This window comes from Vibrio sagamiensis NBRC 104589, assembly GCF_007990935.1.
Classification (GTDB): Bacteria; Pseudomonadota; Gammaproteobacteria; order Enterobacterales; family Vibrionaceae; genus Vibrio; species Vibrio sagamiensis.
The window spans coordinates 1-23,530 of record NZ_BJXJ01000004.1 but is presented as its reverse complement, the minus strand read 5'-3'; the positions used below and the strand labels follow the sequence as shown (position 1 = coordinate 23,530).

Sequence of the window (23,530 nt, the reverse complement as noted above, 5' to 3'; positions counted from 1 at the left end):
CGTTTACCTCAATGGAGAATATTGAAAACATGACATACGCGCCTGTATCAGACGTTTTGAAAGGCCAGCTAACCGTTGACAGTGAAGTCACGGTTCGCGGTTGGATCCGTTCACGTCGCGATTCCAAAGCTGGAATCTCCTTTCTTGCCATTTATGACGGCTCTTGTTTCGACCCAATTCAGGCCGTGGTCCCAAATAACCTGAATAATTACGAGAACGAAGTCCTTAAGTTAACAACGGGTTGCTCTGTAGAAGTAACAGGTAAAATTGTCGAGTCACCTGCAAAAGGACAAGCCTTCGAGCTTGATGCAACTAGCGTTAAAGTCGTTGGTTGGGTTGAAAATGCAGATACCTATCCTATGGCTAAAACTCGCCACTCAATTGAGTACCTTCGCGAGGTTGCCCATCTGCGTCCACGCACGAATGTAATCGGTGCTGTGGCTCGTGTTCGTAACTGCTTATCGCAAGCAATTCATCGCTTCTATCATGAACAAGGCTACTTTTGGGTTTCCGCTCCATTGATTACAACTTCAGATGCCGAAGGTGCCGGTGAGATGTTCCGAGTATCAACTCTGGATATGGAGAACCTACCTCGTACTGAAGAAGGCAAAGTAGATTACAGCCAAGATTTCTTTGGCAAAGAAACATTCCTAACCGTATCTGGTCAACTTAATGGTGAAGCTTATGCTTGTGCACTGAGTAAAGTTTATACTTTCGGTCCAACTTTCCGCGCTGAAAACTCAAATACAAGTCGCCACCTTGCTGAGTTTTGGATGGTCGAACCTGAGGTCGCATTTGCCGATCTTAATGACATAGCTAAACTTTCTGAAGATATGCTTAAGTATGTATTCAAAGCTGCTCTTGAAGAATGCCGTGATGATTTAGAGTTCTTTGCTCAACGCATCGATAAAGAAGCAGTCAGTCGTCTTGAGAAATTTGTTTCTTCGGATTTCGCACAGGTGGACTACACAGATGCGATCCAAATTCTACTGGATTCCGGACGTGATTTTGAATTCCCAGTTGAATGGGGTATTGATATGTCTTCTGAACATGAGCGCTACCTTGCAGAGGAGCACTTTAAAGCACCAGTTATTGTTAAAAATTACCCAAAAGACATTAAAGCATTCTACATGCGCTTAAATGATGATGGTAAGACAGTAGCGGCAATGGACGTACTTGCCCCGGGTATTGGTGAAATCATCGGAGGTTCTCAGCGTGAAGAACGTTTAGATATTCTCGATGAACGTATGCGTGAGATCGGTATCGATCCAGAGCACATGAACTGGTACCGCGATCTTCGTCGCTATGGTACTGTACCACACGCAGGCTTTGGTCTAGGTTTCGAGCGTCTTGTTTCCTATGTAACGGGTATGGGGAACGTTCGTGATGTTATTCCATTCCCTCGTACAACAGGTTCTGCCAATTTCTAAGCTTTTATTGCTAAATTTTCAATAAAAGCGCTGATTATTAACTCTAAAGGCCTTCTTAAATGAAGGCCTTTTTTGTACTTGGCAAAATTTAACCTAGAAAGTGCAAAATGCTAGTATTTGTATTTATTTAGCTTGTACTCCAGCGCAATTTTCACCGCAGGCCATTCAGAGTTAATAATTGAAAATACTACTGTATCCCTATAGCCGCCGCTATCAAGCTTTTGATGATTTCTTAACACACCATCTTGTTTAGCTCCTAAACGGGCAATAGCTGCTCTGGAAGGATGATTATGCCAGTTTGTTCTTAACTCTACTGCAATTGCACCTAATTGCTCAAAAGCATATTCTAGCATCAACTTTTTACATGTTGTATTGCATGATGAACGTTGGTATTGCTTGCTATACCATGTGTAACCTATTTCAACTCTCTTGTTCTTCAAATCAGCACTGCAAAACCGAGTGGAACCGACAATGCATTCAGTTCGTTTATCAATAACAACAAATGGAAGTCCGGTACCATAAAGTTTCTGCTCTAAAGCAATATCAATATAACTTTGAATTGAATCTTTATTAGGCACTGAAGTAAACCAAAGGTCCCACAGCTGGCCATCTGACGCCGCTGAGATAAGTTTTGAAGCATGTTCCCTCTGCATCGGGATCAATTTAAAGTCTTCAGACTCGAGTTGAATATCTTGTAACCACATTATCATTTCCCTCACCCCGTCGGTTTACTTCTTTGTAACATTTATTACTTGTAGAAAACTAAATCAAAATTTGCTAAGTAATCTTTTAATGTAAATAAGATTCTATATAAATTCTTTTTTAATGTCTTAAACCGACTGCATCAATGGTAGACTAGATTTAAAGCAAACTTATGCTGCCTCATACCATAGTCCATAAGATTTAAGAATACACAGCGAAACCGTTATAACATTGAACCCTCTAAATCACAAACCTCTAAATATTAAGAAGTTTTAGCTTTTATGTGATTAAATATTGGAAATTCTCACATATTCTCTGACTTCAAAAGTCATCTTGTTTTACTACATCCTTTGACTCACTCACGTACATTTATTATCACGAATATTTGTCAATTATTAGCCCTTTTTTTTATCAATATCTTTACTTGTATAAATTTCTCGCTTCAAATCAAATTTTTTTCAAGTTTCTTATTATTAACGGTTGTAACGAATATTACACAAAGGTATAAATGTCTAAAGATATTTTATATTGCACGGATGAAGATTATGTTTGAAAAAATTGTTACTGCACCTGCCGACCCTATCCTTGGATTAACTGAAGAGTTTAAAAAAGACACTCGTAATGAAAAGATAAATCTAGGTGTAGGTATCTATAAAAATGAGCAAGGTGAAACACCTGTTCTGGCTACAGTAAAAAAAGCAGAAGCGATTTTACTCGATACTGAAAAAACGAAATCTTACTTAACAATTGAAGGTACTGCGGAGTATGGTTTAGCGGTGCAAAAACTCCTTTTTGGCTCTGATGCTGAAATTGTCAAATCTCAACGAGCAAAAACAGCACAGGCTCCTGGTGGTACCGGGGCACTCCGTATTGCAGGTGAATTCATTAAACGTCAATTGGGTGACGTAAAAGTTTGGATCAGCAATCCGACTTGGGCAAATCATATCAGTGTCTTTAAGGCCGCAGGACTAGAAGTTGCTCAGTACAGTTATTATGATGCTGAAAGTAAAAGCAAAGACTTCAATGCAATGTTACAAGATCTACAACATGCCTCTGATGGTGATATTTTACTCCTACATGGTTGCTGCCATAACCCAACAGGTATTGATCCAACTGTTGAAGAATGGGAGGCATTAGCCAAACTTGCTTCAGAAAAACAACTACTTCCTTTGTTTGATTTTGCTTACCAAGGTTTTGCGAAAGGTGTTGAAAAAGATGCTGAAGGCCTACGTATCTTTGCACAGTATAATAAAGAAATTCTTGTTGCTAGTTCGTTCTCAAAAAACTTTGGTCTTTATAATGAGCGAGTTGGTGCCTTCACACTCGTTGCTGAAAATCAGCAAGTTGCAAACACTGCATTTTCTCAAGTAAAAACCATCATTCGATCAATTTATTCAAACCCACCTGCGCATGGTAGTGCCATTGTCACTCACATTTTAAATAATGCAGACTTACGCAAAGAATGGGAAAATGAAGTCGCTGCAATGCGAGATCGAATACACACAATGCGTGAACTATTTGTTGCAACCTTGAAAGCGGAAGGTGTCACCGTCGACTTTAGCTTTATCGAGCGTCAAAATGGTATGTTCTCCTTTTCAGGCCTTTCCAAGCAGCAGGTTGATCGCCTAAAAGATGAATTTGCCGTATATATCGTTGGTTCTGGCCGCATCAGTGTGGCTGGTATGACAAAATCCAACATGGGCCCTCTTTGTAAGGCTATAGCAGCAGTATTATAAATCGCTTTAGTTCATAGCAGATAAAACCGTCATGGTTAAAAACTGATCAGCCGTTGAGTTTCTGTATCTCACGGACTGTAATCCTTAAAAATAGAAAGGTCAGCATACGCTGACCTTTCAGATAATTAAAGCAATAGTACTGCCTTAGTATACGAATTTAAGATAAAGCCCTACTTCATTGATATGCTCTGAAGGGGTGTATTGATAGTCAGTGTCTCTATACTGATAATACAGTCCAGTACCTACCACATCGTGCCATTGGTAGTTAAAGCCAACTTTGTAGTTATTCTCATGAACAATATCACTACGGTTTACATGTACTTCAGCTATTGCCACCAGTGATCCTATAAGTAAATAATTCATCCCAAGGGTCACTCCGTGAAGAAAGTCACGCTCTGAGGAAAGTGTTTTATTCTTTTCATCAGAAGTCACTCTCTCCTTCAAAATTCCTAAACCATATAGTGCGAAAACATCCAACTTGTGATTAATAGCATAACGATAGCCTGCACCAAGCATCAAACGGTCAAGTCGTAATGTCGATTTTTTAGGGTGTATAAATTGCACTGAGTAGTCAGCATTTAGAAGCCAATTATCACTAAGTAAGTAATGTCCACCTAAACCAAGCGAAGTCGAATTTGAACTATCCAGCCACTCTTCATTTGTTGTACCCGCACCAAGATCCAAGCTCACATGCTTATACCCAAACTTCTCAATTTGCTCTAAATCAGAAGCAAAGCTTACTATTGGTAGTATAGCCAAAGGTACAATTAGTAAAGATCGTATCATGTTCATTCCTTTTATAGACGCAGGCAGAGCCTTGTAAAGACTGCCAACATATAAATTGATAATCCATAACAGACACTGTGGGTCAGGTCATGACACACAAACATACTGATAAATATACTAGTCTAATTTTCTCATATTTACCGTACGTTTTGTCATAATCTTTCCACTTGCGATAAAAAAGTGTGATCAGATAAGACACTGTTTTAAAACTAAGTTAAGATTAACTAATAACACCACAATTCAAAGGCACCTTTTATGGATGCAGAGCTTCTTGAGATCTATAATTTTCTCGCCAAGTACCCTCCTTTTAACGATCTCCCAGAAGAGGTACTGACCAGAGTCACTGAAGGTGTAGAAATTTCTTATTTTCGTCAAGACACACCCATTATTCATAATGGTGACAATATTGAAGATCTTTATGTAGTGAGAAGTGGTATTGTCGAAGTATATCGACGCAAAGGTGAGCTTTATAACAGATTAGATGAGGGCGATTTATTTGGTCAAATGGGGCTCCTTACCAATAATAAAGTGTGCTTTCCTGTAAAGGCCATCGAAGACACCTTACTTTATTGTATCCCACAAGATATCTTCCAAAGTCTTTATGATGATTTTGACTCTTTTGCTGACTTTGTTGAAGTTGAAAACAGTGCTCGCCTTCGACAAGCTGTTTCTGTAAATAATGATGCTAATGATCTCACCACTTCAAAAGTTAAGACGTTGCTTACACGTGAAGCTCCAACTATAGAACGTGGGCATACCATTCAGGAAGCGGCCCAGATTATGGCACGAGATAATGTGTCTGCATTATTAATAGTTGACCTTAACCAAGAAGAGGATGAATATGCTCCAAGTTCTCAGGTTGCAGGTGTAATTACCGATCGTGATCTATGTACACGTGTTTTGGCCGAAGGTGTTTCACCACTTGACAAAGTCGCCTCAGTAATGACAACAGAAGTCATCTCACTTGATCACAATGCTTACGTTTATGAGGCAATGCTTACAATGCTTCGTTATAATGTTCATCACCTACCTGTGATCAAAGATGGATTCCCGATTGGCATTATTGAAACAACAGATATTGTCCGCTATGAGTCTCAGAATTCTCTTTTATTAGTCAGTAGTATTTTTCAACAACAAACTATTGCCGAACTAGCTTTAGTGGCAGAAGAAGTAAAAAGTAGCTTTGTTCGTTTAGTCAATGAAGATGCAAACTCACATATGGTAGGTAGTGCCATGTCCGTAATAGGACGAAGCTTTAAGCAGCGCTTACTCGAAATGGCGGAAGAAACTCTAGGACCACCACCTGTCCCATATTGTTTTCTCGCACTAGGGTCCATGGGACGTGATGAACAACTACTCGTTACTGATCAAGACAATGCAATTATCTTAGATGATACTTTCGAAGAAAGTAAACATGGTAAGTATTTTGAAGCCCTAGCTCAGTATGTAAGTTATGGTCTGAATGCATGTGGGTATAAATATTGTACTGGTGATATAATGGCTACTAATCCATTATGGCGTATGACACGAACACAATGGGAGGAATGTTTTGCCGATTGGATTGATAACCCTAACCCGAAAGCACTACTTAATGCCTCTATTTTCTTTGACTTGGATGGCGTATATGGTCGCCTAAAATGGGCTGAGCAATTAACCAGTTTCATTGTCCGACGTGCGCGCAGAAATAACCGTTTTCTAGCCTGTTTATCTCGCAATGCTCTAAACCGTACTCCTCCTCTCGGTTTTTTCAAAGACTTTGTGATGGAAAAAGATGGACAACATCGAAACTCAATCAATTTAAAACGACGAGGGACGGCACCACTGGTCGATTTAATTCGGGTACATTCTCTGGCTGTCGGATCACTGGCACAAAACTCTTTTGAACGTTTAGACGATATTATTGATGCCGGTATCTTACCAAAAGGAAGAGCACAAGACTTAAAAGACGCTATGGAGTTCATCTCTATGGTGCGAATTCGTCACCAAGCTATCGATGTTGAGATGGGCATTGAACCGGATAACAATATTGAACCTGAAAATTTGTCGGATTTTGAACGTCGCAATCTGAAAGATGCTTTCCAAATTCTCAGTAATGGACAGAACTTCCTCAAGTTCCGCTATCAGGCCAATAATAAGTTTAAGTGAGTATAAAGTGATTAAAAAGCTATTTCAAAAACCGACCCTTCAGTGGCCAATGAAGTTTCAGCAGAAGCTAGCAAGAGCAAAAGATGGTCGATTAATTGAATTTTACGGCGCTTCAATACCCTCACCTGAAACCCCGATTTCCGAAGTGGAATTTGTGGCATTAGATTTTGAAACCACAGGATTAGATCCTGAAAAGAATGGTATTATAACCATTGGGTTGGTGCCATTTAATCTTAATCGTATTTATTTACGTCAAGCCAAGCACTGGAAAGTAAGGCCACTAGAAAAAATGGATGAAGAGTCGGTGATAATTCATGGTATCACTCACAGTGAGTTAATAGATGCACCCGATATTGAAGAAATCATCGATGAGCTTTTACCTGCTTTGAAAAGCAAAATTGTAGTTGTGCATTATCGCTGCATTGAGCGTGAGTTTCTAGATCAAGCACTCAGAGTTCGGCTCAATGAAGGAATTGAATTCCCAATTATTGATACTTTAGATCTGGAAGATAAAATTCAACAGAAGCTGAACGGTGGCTTATGGAATAAAGTCAAAGGACGTAAGGCTCCATCACTTCGCTTGGCTCAATCTCGTCGTCGCTATGGGCTACCAGATTATACACCACATCATGCCTTAACTGATGCCATTGCTACCGCAGAGTTACTCCAGGCACAAATCGCTCACTTCTATAGTCCTAAACATGCTATTGGTGATTTCTGGTTATGATTCACTCTAGATTTGTGAATCGTTATGAGTATCCTTATTATTAAGGCTCACCACTTTATTAGTACTTTACTAATTAGCTCTTTAACCACTAACAGATTTTTAACTGACAAACCTTTCACCCACACAAAGAGCCGCATAAAAGCGGCTCTAATTGAGGACTGTTAAATATTACATCGTTTTATATATTTCATTGCCATCTTGCAATCTACAGCTTAAATTGCTTAATTACATGCTCTAATTCATTAGAAAGTTCGAACAAACTTGATGCCTGTATTGCCGCTTGCTGAGCCTCCATTGAAAGTTCATTAGACACATCTCTAATCCCTTCAGTATTACGTGTAATTTCTGAAGTCACAGAAGCTTGCTCCTCTGCTGCAGACGCAATTTGAGTAGCCATATCACTAATTCGCTCGACAGCAGCATGAATTTGACCCAGACTAACAGAAGCAGAATTTGCATCATTGACACTAGTTTCAGCAAGCTGATGGCTGTTGTCCATAATAGTAACCGCTCTGCCAGTAGTATCTTGCAACATTTCTATCGTTGCTTGAATTTCTTGAGTAGAAGCGTGTGTACGTTGGCTCAACACTCGAACTTCATCAGCAACGACAGCAAACCCCCGACCTTGTTCCCCCGCTCGTGCAGCTTCTATTGCAGCATTAAGCGCCAACAGGTTTGTCTGTTCTGCAATACCCTGAATGGTCGAAAGAATCTCATTAATACTGTTTCCATGGGCTTCGAGATCTTGAATTACGTTGGTCGCAACCAATACTTCTTGAGCTAAATTCTGAATAGAACTTTGCGTTTGTGTCACTTGAGCCGTACCATATTGACAAACATCAACAGCTTCACCTGAACTCGCCGCTGTATTATCTGCATTGCCAGCAATTTCCTGCGTCGCCGCAGCCATTTCATTAACCGCAGTTGCCACCATATTTATTTCATCTTGCTGATAAGTAATACGCTGGCTTCTTTCTTCTGCTTGATTTGCTGTACAGCTAGCCTGTTTTGATAATGCCGAAGATATTTGGCTTAATTTAGACACCATAGCATGCATATTGCCGACAAAACGATTAAAGTTTAATGCCAATTGTCCTACTTCATCCTCACTGCGAGGCTCAAGACGTTGTGTTAGATCCCCGTCACCGGAAGCAATACCTTCCAAAGCTTTAGATACTCGATTCAAATCACGGAATAAGAAGCCAACCAACCAAGATACAATAATAATAACAATAAGAGTGATGACTAAAGCCGCTAGCAACATTTCTCCTAATAATTCTGTATGACCGGCCTCTTCTGTTATTCGGTCCATCTCAATAGCAAACATCCAATTCGTCCCGGATACACTGCTGAAATAATAGAGCTTTTCTTGGCCGTTAATAGAAACATCTTTAATTTTACCTTCGCTCGCTGCACGTAAGATAGCGTTTGGAGATAACTCAGTAGCAACGCTGTCTACAAGTTTTAAGGCTAAATCCTTATTAGGGTGCGCTAAAAATGTCCCATTTGTCATATCAATCAACATTGCATGGGCATTCTTACCAGCATCGAGGTTAATCACATCATCGATAAGTTGATCAATTAATACGTCCGCCCCAACAACACCCACAAATTCGCCATTAATTGTTATAGGTTCTGCAATCGTCACAAGTAAAGCGTTAGTTATAGCATCTTGATAAGCCTCTGTGATGATTTGTGTACCAGCTCTACTAGCATCTTTATACCAAGGACGAACTCTTGGGTCGTAAGAGGCGCGACTTCGTTCAGGGTGAGAACGATACATTTGTCCTTCAAGTGTTCCAAAAAATATATCGTCAAAGTTACCAGCTTTTCTTGCCATCTGCAGAAAAGGGACTAGATCAGCTTCGGTCGCATAATCATTAAATGATTGCGCTATACTTTTGCGTACCGCGATCCAATCAGAAATACCTGCTGATGCAGCATTACTTAAGCTTTGAGCTCTTGCATAAACTCCTGAGCGAGTTTGATCAAAAAGTTGATCAGCGGACAACCAAGTCAATGCCGCAGCCATAATTAATACAGCCGATAAACTCGTTCCAATAAGCTTCTTTTTTAACGATAAATTCATATAATAAGGACACTCGGAAATACCAGAATCAGCATACTACACACATTATTTTAATCGATCATCTAATTTATCTATTTAAAACTTTAACTTAAGCTATCAAATAATGTTTAGCATATTTTTATAAAACAATGTTTATAGGGGATTTTAAAAAGTTATAAAATATAAATAACTAATCTTATCTATTTATATTTGTTAAATTAAGATGTCTCAGGGAACATCCAAACAAAAGAGAAAATAATTATGAAGTACTTATTACAAAAACTATGTACTTTTTGTCTAATTTCATTCGCTCCAATAAGCACAGCTTTAGCGGCAGATTGGTCAAACATTGAAAAGCAGGCAAATGGCCAACATGTGTATTTTCATGCTTGGGGTGGGAGTCCTGATGTTAATCGTTATCTTAATTGGGTAAGTCAAACTGTCAAATCACGTTACAACATCACACTTCACCATGTCAAAGTCAGCGATATTGCCGAAACGACAGCTCGTTTATTCGCAGAAAAAATTGCCAATAAGAATCACAACGGTAGTGTTGATATTGTTTGGGTTAATGGAGAAAATTTCAAATCAATGAAAGAGAGTCAACTGTTGCAAGGTCCATTTGTTGAAAGTTTACCTAATTGGCAGTACGTTGATAAATCTTTACCTGTAACCATGGATTTCTCAGAACCAACAGATGGTCTTGAAGCCCCCTGGGGAATAGGTCAACTAGTATTTATTCATGACCAAGCAACTTTAAGTAACCCCCCGAATTCATATTCTGAAATGTTGAACTATGCAAAAGCATTTCCTAATCGTTTAACATACCCAAAACCACCAGAGTTTCATGGTACTAGCTTTTTGAAATCGTTACTTATTGAGCTCACTCATAACGACCCGGCTTTGCAAAAGCCAGTTAATGAAGAAATTTTTGGCAAAGTCACTAAACCTTTGTGGTTATATCTTGATGAATTTCATAAAGTAGCATGGCGAGGCGGTAAACAGTTCCCAAGTGGTGCTGCAGAAACTATTCAATTACTAGATGATGGTCAAATTGATCTTGCAATTACCTTTAATCCCAATGCAGTTTTTTCAGCGCAGTCTAGTGGAAAGTTAGCAGAAACAACACGAGCTTTTGCGATGAGCCACGGTGCACTTTCCAATATTCATTATTTAGCAATACCATGGAATGCTAATGCCAGTGCTGGAGCAAAAGTGGTTATCAACTTCTTACTAAGCCCAGAAGCTCAATCGAGAAAAGGCAATACATCAATCTGGGGAGATCCCGCAATACTTGAGAAGAAATATTTAACAGGTACCGCAAAGGATATCCCTCACTTTGATTCCATTAACGAACCTCACCCTAGTTGGCAAAGTGCACTCGAGCAAGAGTGGCTAAAACGCTATGGAAGCTGATCTAACCAAATGCTAATTCTATTTTATTTACTATTTATTATTGTTTGTCTACTACCTTTAATTCCAGGTATTGTGGGAATTATACTTTCCTCTTTTAGCTATATTCCGCTACTCGGATTTGATCATTTCTCTCTCGAAGGTTTTTTTCGTGTTTTTGATTGGCAAGGAATTTGGACTTCAATTAGTCTTACTACTTATACTGCGTTACTCAGCACATACTTGGCTTGTTTGCTCACTTTTTTCATTTTACAAACCGCATGGGATCATAAAGTTTGGCGAATTATCGAACGTACTCTCGCCCCTCTTTTGGCAATGCCACATGTCGCTTTTTCCATAGGCTTCGCTTTTCTATTTGCACCAACAGGCATGGCCGCACGATTTTTTTTCACTTGGTTTGGCTATGATCCAAATGCACAAGCTGATCCAAGTTTGGCGTTATTAGTAAAAGATCCATATGGTTTAGGGCTTATCATAATGCTTGCATTAAAAGAAGTGCCTTTTTTGCTAATGATGAGCATCCCTATTCTTCAACAATTGAAAGTTAAAGAGACACAACGTATATGCTTTTCTATGGGCTATAGCAAGACCGCCACTTGGTTTAAATGCCTATTACCTCAGTGGTTTTTAAAAATGCGTTTTCCACTCATGGCAGTGATAACCTATGGTGCATCAGTTGTCGATGTAGCGCTCGTTATTGGCCCAACTCACCCAACAACTCTTTCGGTTTTAGTCTGGCAATGGTTTAATGATCCTGACTTATTACTATTACCAAGAGCGGCCGCTGGTGCAATGATATTACTCATTATTATCAGCCTATTGATCGTTTTAATGCGCTTCATTGAACACATTGCCATACACAAGTGTCAATATTGGCAATTTTCTGGCCGTTATCAGTTGCCATTGCCTGGAAGAAGTTTCTTCTTTTTAATTACTTTGATCACCATTTGTATTGCAGTTTTAATCGTAATATGGAGTTTTGCGCAACGATGGCGCTTCCCAGATCTGCTCCCAAGTCGGTATAGTATACAATTTTGGCAAGATGAATGGATTAGTATCGTTAGCACTTTAGAAAATAGCTTATTACTTGCGATGATAAGTGCTTCTATTGCGTTATTCTTAGGCGTTATTGCACATGAATACCGCCTTCGTCATCGTCGGCATATTCCTAGCTATCTGATCGCATTACCGATGTTATTACCACAGTTATCAATACTATTGGGTATGCAAGTTGTTACACTCTACTTTGATAATAATGCGCACTTTTTTTGGGTGGCTTGGGCTCATGTATTTTTTGCTTTTCCTTTTGTCTATTTGTCTTTAGATGGGCCATGGAGGAGTTTTGATCAAAATTTAACTAGAGTAGCCTTAAGCTTAGGCAAATCTCCTCTTCAAGCGTGGTTTAAAGTAAAACTACCGATTTTATTCCCTGCATTGACTTTCGCATGGGTGGTTGGCGCTAGCGTCAGTTTAGCACAATACTTACCCACTTTAATCCTTGGTGCTGGGCGTATTAGCACTATTACGACTGAAGCGGTAGCTTTATCAAGTGGCTTTGATCGTCGAATAACAGCAATTTACGCCATTTGGCAAACGCTCCTTCCTCTCGTGTTTTTCTCATCTGCCTTTGTGCTAAGCCGTCTATCTTTTAAATACCACCGCTTACATTTACGTAATAACAACCAATAAAAGCATTGTTTTATGAGTCTTCATATTAATAACATTTCAATCAAAAAAATCACTGGAGAGACGCTACTCTCTAATTTTAATTTAATTGTTAAAAAGGGAGAAATATTAACCTTGATGGGGCCAAGCGGTTGTGGAAAATCCACTTTGTTAGATATTATCGCAGGCCATGTAACAAACGATTTTAACTATTCAGGAACAATATTACTTGATAAAAATAGGCTGGACATACAACCGCCACACAGACGTAAAATAGGAATATTGTTTCAAGATTCTTTACTATTTCCGCATTTAACTATATGGCAAAACCTTGCATTCGCTCTACCCAATTCAATTAAAGGTGCAAAACGAAAAGTGGAAGCATTAGAAGCACTAGAAAATATCGAACTTCTTAATATTGCTGAGTCATATCCTGAGCAAATTTCCGGAGGACAACGAGCACGTATTGCGTTAATGCGAATGCTTTTAGCCAAACCAAAAGTCGCTTTACTCGATGAACCTTACAGTAAACTTGATAAACACTTGCGCGCTCATTTTCGCAATTGGGTTGAAAGCCAGCTTCAACAGGCCAATATCCCAACCCTTATGGTGACACACGATTCTGAAGATGTCCCAAAAGGTGGTATTTGTATTAATTGGCCTTGGGGAACAAAAAATGTTTGATAGTCTAAGTATTAAAGCCATAAGATGGCCACTAGCACAAAGTGCAAAAATCATTGATAAAATTGGTATAAAAGCTAATCAGGTTACCTTATTTGGCTTCGCTATTGGTTGCTTCACCTTTCCAGCAATAGTTTTTGAACACTACAATTGGGCATTATTTTTTATTTTATTTAATCGAGTTTGTGATGGACTTGATGGAGCTTTGGCAAGGATTCAAGGAATTACTGATGCTGGAGGATTCCTTGATATTAGTCTGGACTTTCTGTTCTATTCTCTTATACCTTTTGGTTTTGTAGTTGCCAACCCGGAACAAAACGCGATTGCGGGAGCTTTTTTAATCTTTGCTTTTATAGGTACGGGTTCTAGCTTTTTAGCCTTCGCTGTTATGGCCGGGAAACGTGGCATTGACGATCCAGTCTATAAGCATAAATCACTTTATTACATGAGTGGTTTAACAGAAGGTACAGAGACTATTGGTTGCTTTATTCTTTTCTGCCTCTTTCCAACTTACTTTGCTGTGATTGCATACTTATTTGGTATCGCCTGCTGGTTTACTACGTGCACCCGTATTTTCGTTGGGTTTAAAACTTTAGATATAGACACATAAAATAAAAGGATTGAGTATATATATTATTATTTACTCATTAAAATGTATTCTTTGCTTTAATTAACAGAGAAAGATACATCGACGCATACAATTAGTGAGAACTTAAATATTTTTTACAATTTGAATGTTGACGTTACTTGCATATACTATTGGATAAACACCATCAATTGGAGGCAACATGTTAAGACTCATCAATCATTCTTTTCTTATAATGTTTTCACTCACGGCATTATTTGGGTGTTCGTCACCTAACCCCTATGGCGATGCATATGGCTCACAGGATACTCGTACAATGCAGCAGGTTTACTACGGCACTATTGAAAAAGTTGCCCCTGTAACAATTGATTCATCGTCTCAAACAAATGCAATTGGGACCATAGCTGGTGCTGCTATTGGGGGTATCCTAGGTTCAAAAATTGGTGGTGGTAAAGGCTCTGACATTGCCGCAATCGGTGCTGGGCTGTTAGGTGGCTATGCAGGTAGCGAAGCTGCTGGTGCCGTTGGTAAACGAAATGGCGTCAACCTAACGGTGCGCTTAGAAAGTGGGAAAATCATATCGATCGTGCAAGAAGCTAATCCTAATATGATTTTCCAAGTTGGTCAGCCTGTACAGGTCAATGTTAATGGTAAAGATGCTCGTGTTGTTCCTCGTTAGCCTCTAACCTCTTCTAAAGCTGCTTGGCTCAAATTCAGTTAACCGCAAGCAGCTTCTTGACTAAAGATTTCTCCATGTTATTTAGTTAAATAACATCACTTTTAATGCTGCTTGACTGTCTACATCTATAAACTCAGGTGGGTTATCTAAACGCATACGGAACGTCAAATCTGGCGCCTCTTCCTGCATACTCTCAATCAAAAACTCGGTCGTTACTGATGGTGAATTCACGCAGGCTAACACCTGCCCGCCTTCAGCCAGTAAACTTGGTAAACGACGCAAGATTTTTTTATAGTCTTTTGTAAGGGCAAAGCTTCCTTTTTGGAAAGAAGGGGGATCTATCACTATCAAATCATATTGACCAGCCTTCTTTATTTTCCCCCAAGATTTGAAAATATCATGTCCCATAAAACTAACTTTATTTAAGTTATGCTCATTTAACTTATGATTCTCACGACCTTTAGCGAGAGATGAACGAGACATATCTACATTAACGACATGGTCTGCACCACCAGCAATAGCAGCAACAGAAAAACCACAAGTATAGGCAAACAAGTTAAGAACGTTTTTATGCTGCGCGTTGTTACGGACCCACTCTCTTCCGTATCGCATATCTAAAAATAAACCAAAGTTCTGGTTACGCCCTATGTCTAATTGATAGTGGAGTCCATTTTCAACAACAATAGGTTGGGGTTCTAACTCACCAAAGACCACTTCAGAAGGTGCGCCGTCAGAATAGCGATGTTGTATAACAATCGATCGACCTTGTTTAGTCTTCCATAGCAAAGAGTCCGTCAATTCATGAAGGCCTTTTTTAATCTCTAAAATATAGTCATCATTCACAGGCTTAAATATATTGACGACCAATTGCCCCTGTAACCAATCACAAGTCAGTTGCTCTAAACCTTCAAAGTGACGACCACGACCATGAAATAAGCGGCGAATTTCATTTGGAGCTTTGTCCAGCTCCGATTGTAAATGCTGAAAAAACATTGGAAGTTGAGATACTTGCATCGAATTCTCTTATTAATCTTTTGTAAATTGTTTATTTCAACGTGGGCCAATTCAATTCCCATGGCAAAAGCCAAGAGTTTATTCCATCAGAGATCACTTCATTTTGCCATTTATGACCTAAAGTATTATAGGTTCTTGGATCACAAACAAAACGAAACTTCTCGCCTTGGTAGCAAAAACAAAGGCAAAAAGCATGTAGATAGCCTCGATCAGCCTCGTTACTAGGGTTATAAATAGGATCACCAACGATACTAGAACCAACAGATTTTAAGGCCACACGGATTTGATGAGTCTTTCCAGTATAGGGTTTACACAAGAAAAGGCGCTCTCCAGGCTCTGCAGCAACAGAAAAGAATTGAGTAATGGCAGGATTATATTTGCTATTATTCAATTTCCAAGCAGACCTTCGAGTTCTCTCCATATCTCCAATAACCACACCTTGTTTTTTCTTAGGTTTTTTTGAGCCAATGGCAAGGTAAAATTTTTCGACTTGCCGCGCTGCAAATTCTCGAGATAACTGACTTGCAGTCCGAGAATTCCTACCTAATAATAATAAACCAGATGTCATTTTATCTAATCGATGAATAAGGTACAGTTGCGCATCCCCCGTTTTCTTTGCCACTTCTTGCAATAGCATAAGATCACCATCATCTTTATGGACAGATATATGTGGGTGTTTATTGATGAGAACAAAATCAGGATGAGTATATAAAATATCGAACATAGGGCTGCTCCACGTTTGGAAAGCGAAGTATACCGTTTCTAAATAATTAGGCGAGTGCTTTGGCGAGAAATAAACAAAAAGCGGAAGTTATTACACTTCCGCTTTTTTAATACTTCAACAGAACAGTATTATAACTTTTTCGAAAACAAACCCGTTATAACAATGACTCCGATACCAATCAGCATGATTTCTCCTTTACCGCTATCGAAGCCTGATTTTATACCCATTAGAGCAACAATTGCGATGGCAATAGGAATGACAAACTTAACCAAGTTGTACCATATTCCAAATAAAGGGAACGAAATTTCACCATCGTTAGTGATTTCTTTTTCTAAATCTGCTCGATTTAAGCGCCACCCAGCAAATATACACACTAACATACCACCTACAGCAAGGAATATTTTATCCGTGAGTAAGTCAAAAATATCAAATGCTCCGGTTCCGAATAGGGTTGGTCCAACGCCACCAAGTGACAAGGAAGCAATCACACAAAGTAATGCCATCACAACACTTGAACCCACCACAGCGGTCGAACGCTTGAAACCTTTTTCATCGATCAAGTATGAAACCACAACTTCAAGAAGAGAAACTGAAGATGTCAAAGCGGCGACTGTCAAACCGACAAAAAACAATAATGCTAATAGGAAACCAATCAAACCACCCATTTCAGCGAATAATTGCGGCACAACGACAAATACTAAACCAGGACCTGCTGCAGGCTCCATACCAAAAGCAAACATAGCAGGGAACATAGCAACACCAGCAAGAATAGCGACACAAGTATCCATTGCAGTAACCATACCGGTTGTTTGTACTAGATTTTCTTTCTTTCTCAAGTACGAGCCGTAAGTCATCATACAACCCATACCTAAACTAAGTGAAAAGAACGCCTGACCTAATGCTGCCAATACAACATTACTATCTACTTTAGAAAAATCAGGCATAAATAGAAACTCGAGACCAGCCATTGCACCCGGCAACATTAACCCTTTTACTGAAACAACAATAAGAATCAAAAAAAGCAATGGCATCAATATCTTACCAGCCTTCTCAATCCCTCCCGATATTCCTTTGATAACGATAAGTACATTCAAAAATAAATACAATGCCATCCACATCAGCGGCTGGACCGGATCAGAAATAAACCCACCGAAACTGTCACCAATAGCATCTGGTGTATCCAATAGGCCACCACCAATTTTAAAGATGTACGCTAAAGCCCACCCACCGACAACGGGATAAAACCCCATGATCAGTAAACCGCTCAATACTCCAAGCACACCTGTGAAAGTCCAACGGCGATCAGTTGACTTAAAAGCACCTACAGCTGATAAGCCTGTTTTTCTACCAATAGCAAACTCTGTGAGCATTACGCTAAAACCAATAAAAATGACAAAAATAAGGTAGATCGCGACAAATGCACCTCCACCACTTTCACCTGCTGTATATGGGAATTTCCATATATTACCTAAACCAACAGCGGATCCTGCTGCTGCCATAACAAAGCCTAGTTTAGACCCCCACGTATCACGTGGTGCTGTATTCGTTGTAGCCACGCTTTTTCTCCATAAATTTGTGTACTGCACATTGTGTTTACATAGAATTAAAGCGCCAAGAATAAGTTGAGTGTAAAATATAATTTACGCATTGTTAGAAGTTTACTAGCGCCCTATGTATGGTCAGTAAAGCAGTTTCAATTTAGAATTGGAAGATCTTCAAAGTGTTTTTAATATCATTTTACACTATAAGGAACACCAACCGCTCAACTTTTATTCAAAAGTTAATTTATCATCTAAAAATTCACACTTTTATAACATAACATGACGTCGCCTTTTTGACCATTCCATATGCAACACATACCTTTCATTTAATTTGTTTATCTCAGTATCTTGCGAGCAGTATCGAACTTTAGGAAATAGCCCCTCTTTATTACGATCCAGTCACATGAGCCTATATCAAACATCTTGAAGTCATTTGGGTATCACCTACAATGAGACTGATTATTCTGACGGAACTCACTAGTTTTAAAAATTATGGATACCTTTTATCACTTTTTAACTTTAACTGGCGTTGGTTTTTACTGGCTACTTGTTGCAGGTGTCACCATTCGAGTTGTTTTGAAACGACGAGCTGTGAGTGTTTCTCTTGCTTGGTTGATGGTTATCTATATTGTCCCTGTACTTGGCGTTTTCTGCTATTTCCTTTTTGGGGAGTTAAACCTAGGCCGTAAAAGAGCTGAACGCGCTAAAGACATGTTTGCCCCTTTCCAACAGTGGTTTACTCAACTTAATGACTGTAATGCTCATGTCCCAGAAGCCATGGGGCGTCACATTTATCGTATTGATGAACTATGTAACAATCGCTTAGGTTTACCTGCTTTAAGTGGAAATAATCTTTCCTTACAGCAGTTGCCTCAAGAGATTCTACATTCGGTTATCAAAGATATTGAGAATGCTCAACATACGATCCGAATGGTATTTTATATTTGGTATCCTGGTGGTTTAGCAGATTCTGTTGCTTCCGCTTTAATTCAAGCCTCAAAGCGTGGCGTCAACGTCAAATTATTACTTGATTCAGCGGGAAGCCCTACTTTTTTTCGAAGTCATTGGTGTCAAATGATGCGAAATGCTGGTATCACGGTGGTTCAAGCATTAGAGGTGAATATGTGGCGTATTTTTCTACGTCGTTTAGATCTACGCCAACACCGAAAAATTATTGTTATTGATGATGAAATCGCATATACCGGCTCAATGAATTTAGTCGATCCCGCTTATTTCAAACAAAATAGTGGCGTTGGTCAGTGGGTTGATATCATGGTGCGCTTAACAGGCCCAACAGTCAATGTACTCAGCGCTATCCACTGTTGGGACTGGGAAGTTGAAACGGGTGAACGAGTATTTCCTCAACATCCACAGTGTCTTCAAAAAAACGATTATTTACATCCGATCCAAGTTGTGCCTTCGGGGCCTGGGATGCCTGAACACTTAATTTATCAAGTTCTAACTCTAGCCATCAATCAAGCCAATCAGTCTGTCAGAATTACTACTCCTTACTTTGTACCAAGTGCTGACTTACTTGCCACCTTGCAAATGACAGCTCAGCGAGGGATAGAGGTTGACCTCATTATTCCACATAAAAATGACTCGATGATGGTGCAATGGGCATCTCGCGCTTTCTACAGCGACCTTCTTTCTGCTGGAGTCAAAATATTCGAATTTTATGGAGGTTTACTTCATACAAAGTCTGTTGTTATTGATGACGAGTTCTGTTTAGTAGGTACAGTCAATATGGATATGCGAAGTTTATGGCTTAATTTTGAAGTAACCCTAGCCATTGATGATGTTGACTTCACAAAGCAAATGTCGACTTTACAAAGTTCTTATATTCAGCAATCTCATCTGGTTGATAAAGATAAATGGCGTAAACGGAGTCTTTTCTCCCGCTTTCTCGAACGTATTTTTTATTTATTTAACCCATTACTCTAATATTTTTATATCTAAATTGAATCCCTGTGTGACTTAAAACCCTTCTTTGCAATTCACACTTTACCGATTACTTGGCAGGGATTCTACTGGCTACTCAGTAGAATATCCTTTTTAATTCACGTAATTTACTTACACCCAAGTATGCTGAATTTTTTTCACTTGCAAATTATTCTTCAGACATGTTCTATATTAAGACACTTATCATCATTAAGAGCTTTGACTATGAAAAATAAGTTGACGCTTAGTACAACATTTGACAGGGAATTTTTATGTCTGAAGGGAAAAATACAAAACTGATCTCAGCGGGCCGCAATAATGAGTGGACTCATGGCGTTGTAAACCCTCCAGTTCAACGTGCTTCAACTATCGTATTTAATAGCGTTGCCGAAAAAAAACATGCCACGATTAATCGAGCCAACAAGGCATTATTTTATGGCCGGAGGGGAACTCAAACACACTTTGCTCTTCAAGATGCCATGGTGACTCTTGAAGGAGGGGCTGGATGTGCTTTGTATCCTTGTGGCACTGCCGCAATTTCCAATACGATACTTTCATTTATTGAAACAGGTGATCATGTTTTAATGGTTGATTCGTGCTACGAACCAACAAGAGACTTTTGTGATGTAATATTAAAAAAAATGGGGGTTGATACGACCTATTTTGACCCTTTAATTGGCAATAATATTCGTGAGCTGATCCAACCTAACACTAAAATTTTATTTTTAGAGTCCCCTGGTTCTATTACGATGGAAGTTATGAATGTCCCTAACCTAGCAGCGATTGCTCATGAGTACGGTATCATCGTTGTTCTTGATAATACTTGGGGAGCAGGCGTCAACTTTTCTCCGTTTAAACATGGCGTAGATATATCGGTTCAAGCTGCCACAAAATATATTGTTGGCCACTCCGATGTTATGCTTGGTACCGCTGTTGCTACAGAACAATATTGGGACCAATTACGAGAACAAAGTTACTTAATGGGGCAATGTGTCTCTGCTGATGATGCTTATCTTGCATTACGAGGCATACGTACGCTCGATGTACGTTTACGTCAACATGCCGAAAATAGTCTCAAAGTTGCCCAATGGCTTACACAGCGATCAGAAGTTGACCACGTTCGTCATCCAAGCCTACCGACCTGCCCTGGTCATGAATTTTTCTCAAGGGACTTTTCCGGAGGTAATGGGCTTTTTTCGTTTGTTTTAAAAACTACCTACCCTCAAGCCACAACAGCTCTGCTCGATGGAATGAAGCATTTTGCGATGGGCTATTCATGGGGAGGATTTGAAAGTTTGATCTTGGCAAATGAGCCGAATAGTTTCAAATCGCTCCGCACTGTCGCTAACCCAAATTTTTCAGGTACACTAATACGCCTTCATATTGGTTTAGAAGATGTGGATGATTTGATTAGCGACCTAGAGCAAGGATTTGCTCGTTACAACGCGACTTTAGCCAATCTGTAATCCTTCCTACAGATTTTATAAAAATGGCTTCGCAATGGAAGCCATCTGCCCTATGATTTTTCAAATGACGTTTCTCTTTTTACTCAGGCCTTTGAGATGAGTTGATTTCAATCTATTGAAGCAACTGACCTTTCAAGATGACTCTCACAGCAAATGATTGAATATATACCCAAGCGACCTCAAGATGCTTGATTCAGAGCGAGTTCACTGAACGCAGCATCTTGAGGTTATTTGGGTATAAATGTGTAATGTTAAACATTTATGTTGTTTTCTAAGCAATAAATCACAAAATAAATGCTGAGATTAACGATAGGTTTATTACTTTCTTATTTATCTACTATTTTTATCAGTTGTTACACATCAATTATAAGGACATAATGATGAAGTACAGACTATTCGTAACGATGATCTTGATTTTCAATCTCTTTCCGGTTTATTCAGCATCGATCCCAGGTTACACCGCTACAAAATATCCAATCGTCTTAGTTCATGGTTTATTTGGCTTCGATACTCTGGCTGGCGTCGACTATTTTTATGGTATTCCCGAATCACTGACTAAAGATGGTGCAACTGTTTATGTTGCTCAAGTCTCAGCAGCCAACAGTACAGAAATAAGAGGCGAACAACTACTCGCCCAGCTAGAGCAGCTACTCGCAGCAACTGGATCTCAAAAAGTGAACTTAATAGGGCACAGTCATGGTGGTCCAACCGCTCGTTATGTAGCAGGTGTTCGACCAGATTTGGTCGCTTCTGTCACCAGCGTCGGTGGTGTTCATAAAGGTTCTTCGGTCGCCGATATACTTCGTCGCTCTGTACCGGAGGGGTCATATAAGGAAATAATCGCAACCAAGCTTGCACAAGGGCTAACGGCGTTAATTGGATTATTATCTGGTGGCTCTCATCTGGAGCAAGATCCTCTTGCCTCTCTTGCGGCTCTGACGACTGAAGGCTCACTTGCATTTAATCAGTGGTTTCCTGAAGGCGTCCCCTCTTCATATTGTGGAGAAGGCGATGAACTCGCTGAAAACGGTGTTTATTATTTTTCCTGGACTGGTTCTGCTACTTTTACTCATGCTTTAGACCCGACCGATAGTGCATTTATGTTGTTAAGTCTGGCTTTCGATTTACCTAATGATGGTTTAGTCGATGTTTGTAGTGCGCATTTAGGTAAAGTGATTCGTGATGATTACCGTCTAAATCATTTAGATGAAATTAATGGCTGGTTAGGTTTGCATCATTTATTTGAAACCGACCCCGTGACACTTTACCGTCAACATGCCAATCGCTTGAAACTTTACGGACTGTAGGTCGATAGTATGGAAAAATGTCATCTTTTTTTGGGGGGATACCTTACTCTAGCTGTAAGCGTTGCCTTGCTCTCTATATTGAACAATCAAGAACCTGACCATCGTTCTACATCACTGCAAAGCCCTTCACAGCTTGATACTGAGCTTGATGTGTCTTCGGTTAAGGACTTTTTTGAATATCAATTAAGTACTCAAGGTGAACAAACTCTCAACAAAATCATACACAATTTTGATTCTGATTCGTCCGCAGCTGTGTTTGAAGGGAGCATAGAGCAGGATTTATTTCATCGTTATATCGAGTATAAACAAGCTCTTTTAGACTTAAATCCATCACCATCTTCTCAGCTATCTCTCCAACATTTAATTGAGATTGAGGATGTGATAACCAAACTTCAAGATAAGTTTTTCACACATTCAGAAAAGGATAGGTTATTCGGGCAACAAAATCTCCTGAGACGGTTCACGATTCAAAAGCAAGAGATCATGGCCACAACTCGCGACCCTTTGTTACAGCAACAATTGCTTGATGATCTACTTAGTCAGCAACCCAGCTATATACAGCAGGTGAATAAGAACAATCAATTAATCATGCAATTAGCCAGTACTTCTCAATTAAACCTACAAGACAAATATATACAGCATGTGAGTTTAGTCGGTGAAAAAGGTGCCAAAAGACTGCAAGACCTTGAAAACCAACAACGAGATTTTCAGGCCGTACTCAGTGGTTATTTGCAGCAACGAGATGATATCCTCGAATATGAGGGATTAAGTACAGAGCAAAAAAATACAGAAGTTGCCCTCCTCCGAACACAAAGTTTTGCAAAACAACAACAACGTCGTGTTCAAGCCTTAGAGCGAATATATGATAACCAACGATAATTCGTTTTATATGTTAAAAAAGATTCAAGTACACAAGCAC

At 39.4% G+C, this 23,530-nt stretch carries 19 protein-coding genes; 13 read left to right on the top strand and 6 right to left on the bottom strand.

The window, feature by feature from the left end:
- Positions 1-29: 29 nt before the first annotated feature.
- The gene (asnS, locus tag VSA01S_RS02945; protein WP_039980325.1) at positions 30-1,430 is read left to right on the top strand and encodes an asparagine--tRNA ligase; all 1,401 of its coding nucleotides are present in this window, start codon (positions 30-32) and stop codon (positions 1,428-1,430) included.
- Between the two features lie 110 nt (positions 1,431-1,540).
- Here asnS and VSA01S_RS02940 read toward each other — a convergent pair whose 3' ends face one another.
- Positions 1,541-2,134, bottom strand: a complete 594-nt coding sequence (locus VSA01S_RS02940; RefSeq protein WP_039980326.1) for a GNAT family N-acetyltransferase — start codon at positions 2,132-2,134, stop codon at positions 1,541-1,543.
- 543 nt (positions 2,135-2,677) lie between these two features.
- On the opposite strand from VSA01S_RS02940, the gene VSA01S_RS02935 reads away from it, so the two are divergent.
- Positions 2,678-3,868, top strand: coding sequence for an amino acid aminotransferase (locus VSA01S_RS02935; RefSeq protein WP_039980327.1), 1,191 nt, complete (start codon positions 2,678-2,680; stop codon positions 3,866-3,868).
- A 144-nt stretch (positions 3,869-4,012) separates the two neighbouring features.
- Here VSA01S_RS02935 and VSA01S_RS02930 read toward each other — a convergent pair whose 3' ends face one another.
- Positions 4,013-4,654: an outer membrane beta-barrel protein gene (locus VSA01S_RS02930; protein ID WP_039980328.1), complete on the bottom strand. Its 642-nt coding sequence runs from the start codon at positions 4,652-4,654 to the stop codon at positions 4,013-4,015.
- A 255-nt stretch (positions 4,655-4,909) separates the two neighbouring features.
- On the opposite strand from VSA01S_RS02930, the gene VSA01S_RS02925 reads away from it, so the two are divergent.
- Both VSA01S_RS02925 and VSA01S_RS02920 read left to right on the top strand, forming a co-directional pair.
- Positions 4,910-6,799 (top strand): DUF294 nucleotidyltransferase-like domain-containing protein, encoded by a 1,890-nt coding sequence (locus VSA01S_RS02925; RefSeq protein WP_039980329.1) that lies wholly within the window; start codon positions 4,910-4,912, stop codon positions 6,797-6,799.
- A gap of 10 nt (positions 6,800-6,809) precedes the next feature.
- Complete coding sequence (locus VSA01S_RS02920; protein ID WP_039980355.1) at positions 6,810-7,526, top strand: 3'-5' exonuclease; 717 nt, start codon at positions 6,810-6,812, stop codon at positions 7,524-7,526.
- Between the two features lie 205 nt (positions 7,527-7,731).
- Here VSA01S_RS02920 and VSA01S_RS02915 read toward each other — a convergent pair whose 3' ends face one another.
- A complete protein-coding gene (locus VSA01S_RS02915; protein ID WP_039980330.1) occupies positions 7,732-9,615 on the bottom strand; it encodes a methyl-accepting chemotaxis protein in 1,884 nt (627 codons plus the stop codon).
- 240 nt (positions 9,616-9,855) lie between these two features.
- Between VSA01S_RS02915 and VSA01S_RS02910 the strand changes: the two genes are divergently transcribed.
- The 5 genes from VSA01S_RS02910 to VSA01S_RS02890 all read left to right on the top strand — a co-directional run bounded on the left by VSA01S_RS02910 (position 9,856) and on the right by VSA01S_RS02890 (position 14,618).
- Positions 9,856-11,010, top strand: a complete 1,155-nt coding sequence (locus VSA01S_RS02910; RefSeq protein WP_039980331.1) for an ABC transporter substrate-binding protein — start codon at positions 9,856-9,858, stop codon at positions 11,008-11,010.
- Positions 11,011-11,019: 9 nt separating this feature from the next.
- A complete protein-coding gene (locus VSA01S_RS02905) occupies positions 11,020-12,696 on the top strand; it encodes an ABC transporter permease (protein WP_039980332.1) in 1,677 nt (558 codons plus the stop codon).
- Positions 12,697-12,708: 12 nt separating this feature from the next.
- Positions 12,709-13,356, top strand: coding sequence for an ATP-binding cassette domain-containing protein (locus VSA01S_RS02900; protein ID WP_039980333.1), 648 nt, complete (start codon positions 12,709-12,711; stop codon positions 13,354-13,356).
- Entirely contained in the window at positions 13,349-13,963 is a 615-nt protein-coding gene (locus tag VSA01S_RS02895) for a CDP-alcohol phosphatidyltransferase family protein (RefSeq protein WP_039980334.1), read from the top strand. Before VSA01S_RS02900 ends, VSA01S_RS02895 begins: the two co-directional genes overlap by 8 nt.
- A gap of 178 nt (positions 13,964-14,141) precedes the next feature.
- On the top strand, positions 14,142-14,618 hold the full coding sequence (locus tag VSA01S_RS02890) for an outer membrane lipoprotein (protein WP_039980335.1): 477 nt from the start codon (positions 14,142-14,144) through the stop codon (positions 14,616-14,618).
- Positions 14,619-14,699: 81 nt separating this feature from the next.
- Here the strand turns inward: VSA01S_RS02890 and VSA01S_RS02885 are convergent, their stop codons facing one another.
- The 3 genes from VSA01S_RS02885 to VSA01S_RS02875 form a co-directional block, all read right to left on the bottom strand.
- A complete protein-coding gene (locus VSA01S_RS02885; protein WP_039980336.1) occupies positions 14,700-15,632 on the bottom strand; it encodes a class I SAM-dependent methyltransferase in 933 nt (310 codons plus the stop codon).
- A gap of 31 nt (positions 15,633-15,663) precedes the next feature.
- A complete protein-coding gene (locus VSA01S_RS02880) occupies positions 15,664-16,356 on the bottom strand; it encodes a TIGR01621 family pseudouridine synthase (RefSeq protein WP_039980337.1) in 693 nt (230 codons plus the stop codon).
- Positions 16,357-16,484: 128 nt separating this feature from the next.
- On the bottom strand, positions 16,485-17,912 hold the full coding sequence (locus tag VSA01S_RS02875) for a sodium-dependent transporter (RefSeq protein ID WP_039980338.1): 1,428 nt from the start codon (positions 17,910-17,912) through the stop codon (positions 16,485-16,487).
- 477 nt (positions 17,913-18,389) lie between these two features.
- Here VSA01S_RS02875 and cls point away from each other — a divergent pair, with 477 nt between their 5' ends.
- The 4 genes from cls to VSA01S_RS02855 all read left to right on the top strand — a co-directional run bounded on the left by cls (position 18,390) and on the right by VSA01S_RS02855 (position 23,490).
- Positions 18,390-19,841, top strand: coding sequence for a cardiolipin synthase (gene cls / locus VSA01S_RS02870; RefSeq protein WP_039980339.1), 1,452 nt, complete (start codon positions 18,390-18,392; stop codon positions 19,839-19,841).
- 269 nt (positions 19,842-20,110) lie between these two features.
- Positions 20,111-21,304 carry a cystathionine beta-lyase gene (locus VSA01S_RS02865; protein ID WP_039980340.1) on the top strand — a complete coding sequence of 398 codons (1,194 nt, stop codon included), beginning with the start codon at positions 20,111-20,113 and terminating at the stop codon, positions 21,302-21,304.
- Between the two features lie 404 nt (positions 21,305-21,708).
- Complete coding sequence (locus tag VSA01S_RS02860) at positions 21,709-22,611, top strand: lipase family alpha/beta hydrolase (RefSeq protein WP_371860748.1); 903 nt, start codon at positions 21,709-21,711, stop codon at positions 22,609-22,611.
- Positions 22,612-22,620: 9 nt separating this feature from the next.
- On the top strand, positions 22,621-23,490 hold the full coding sequence (locus VSA01S_RS02855; RefSeq protein WP_039980343.1) for a lipase secretion chaperone: 870 nt from the start codon (positions 22,621-22,623) through the stop codon (positions 23,488-23,490).
- Positions 23,491-23,530 lie beyond the last annotated feature (40 nt).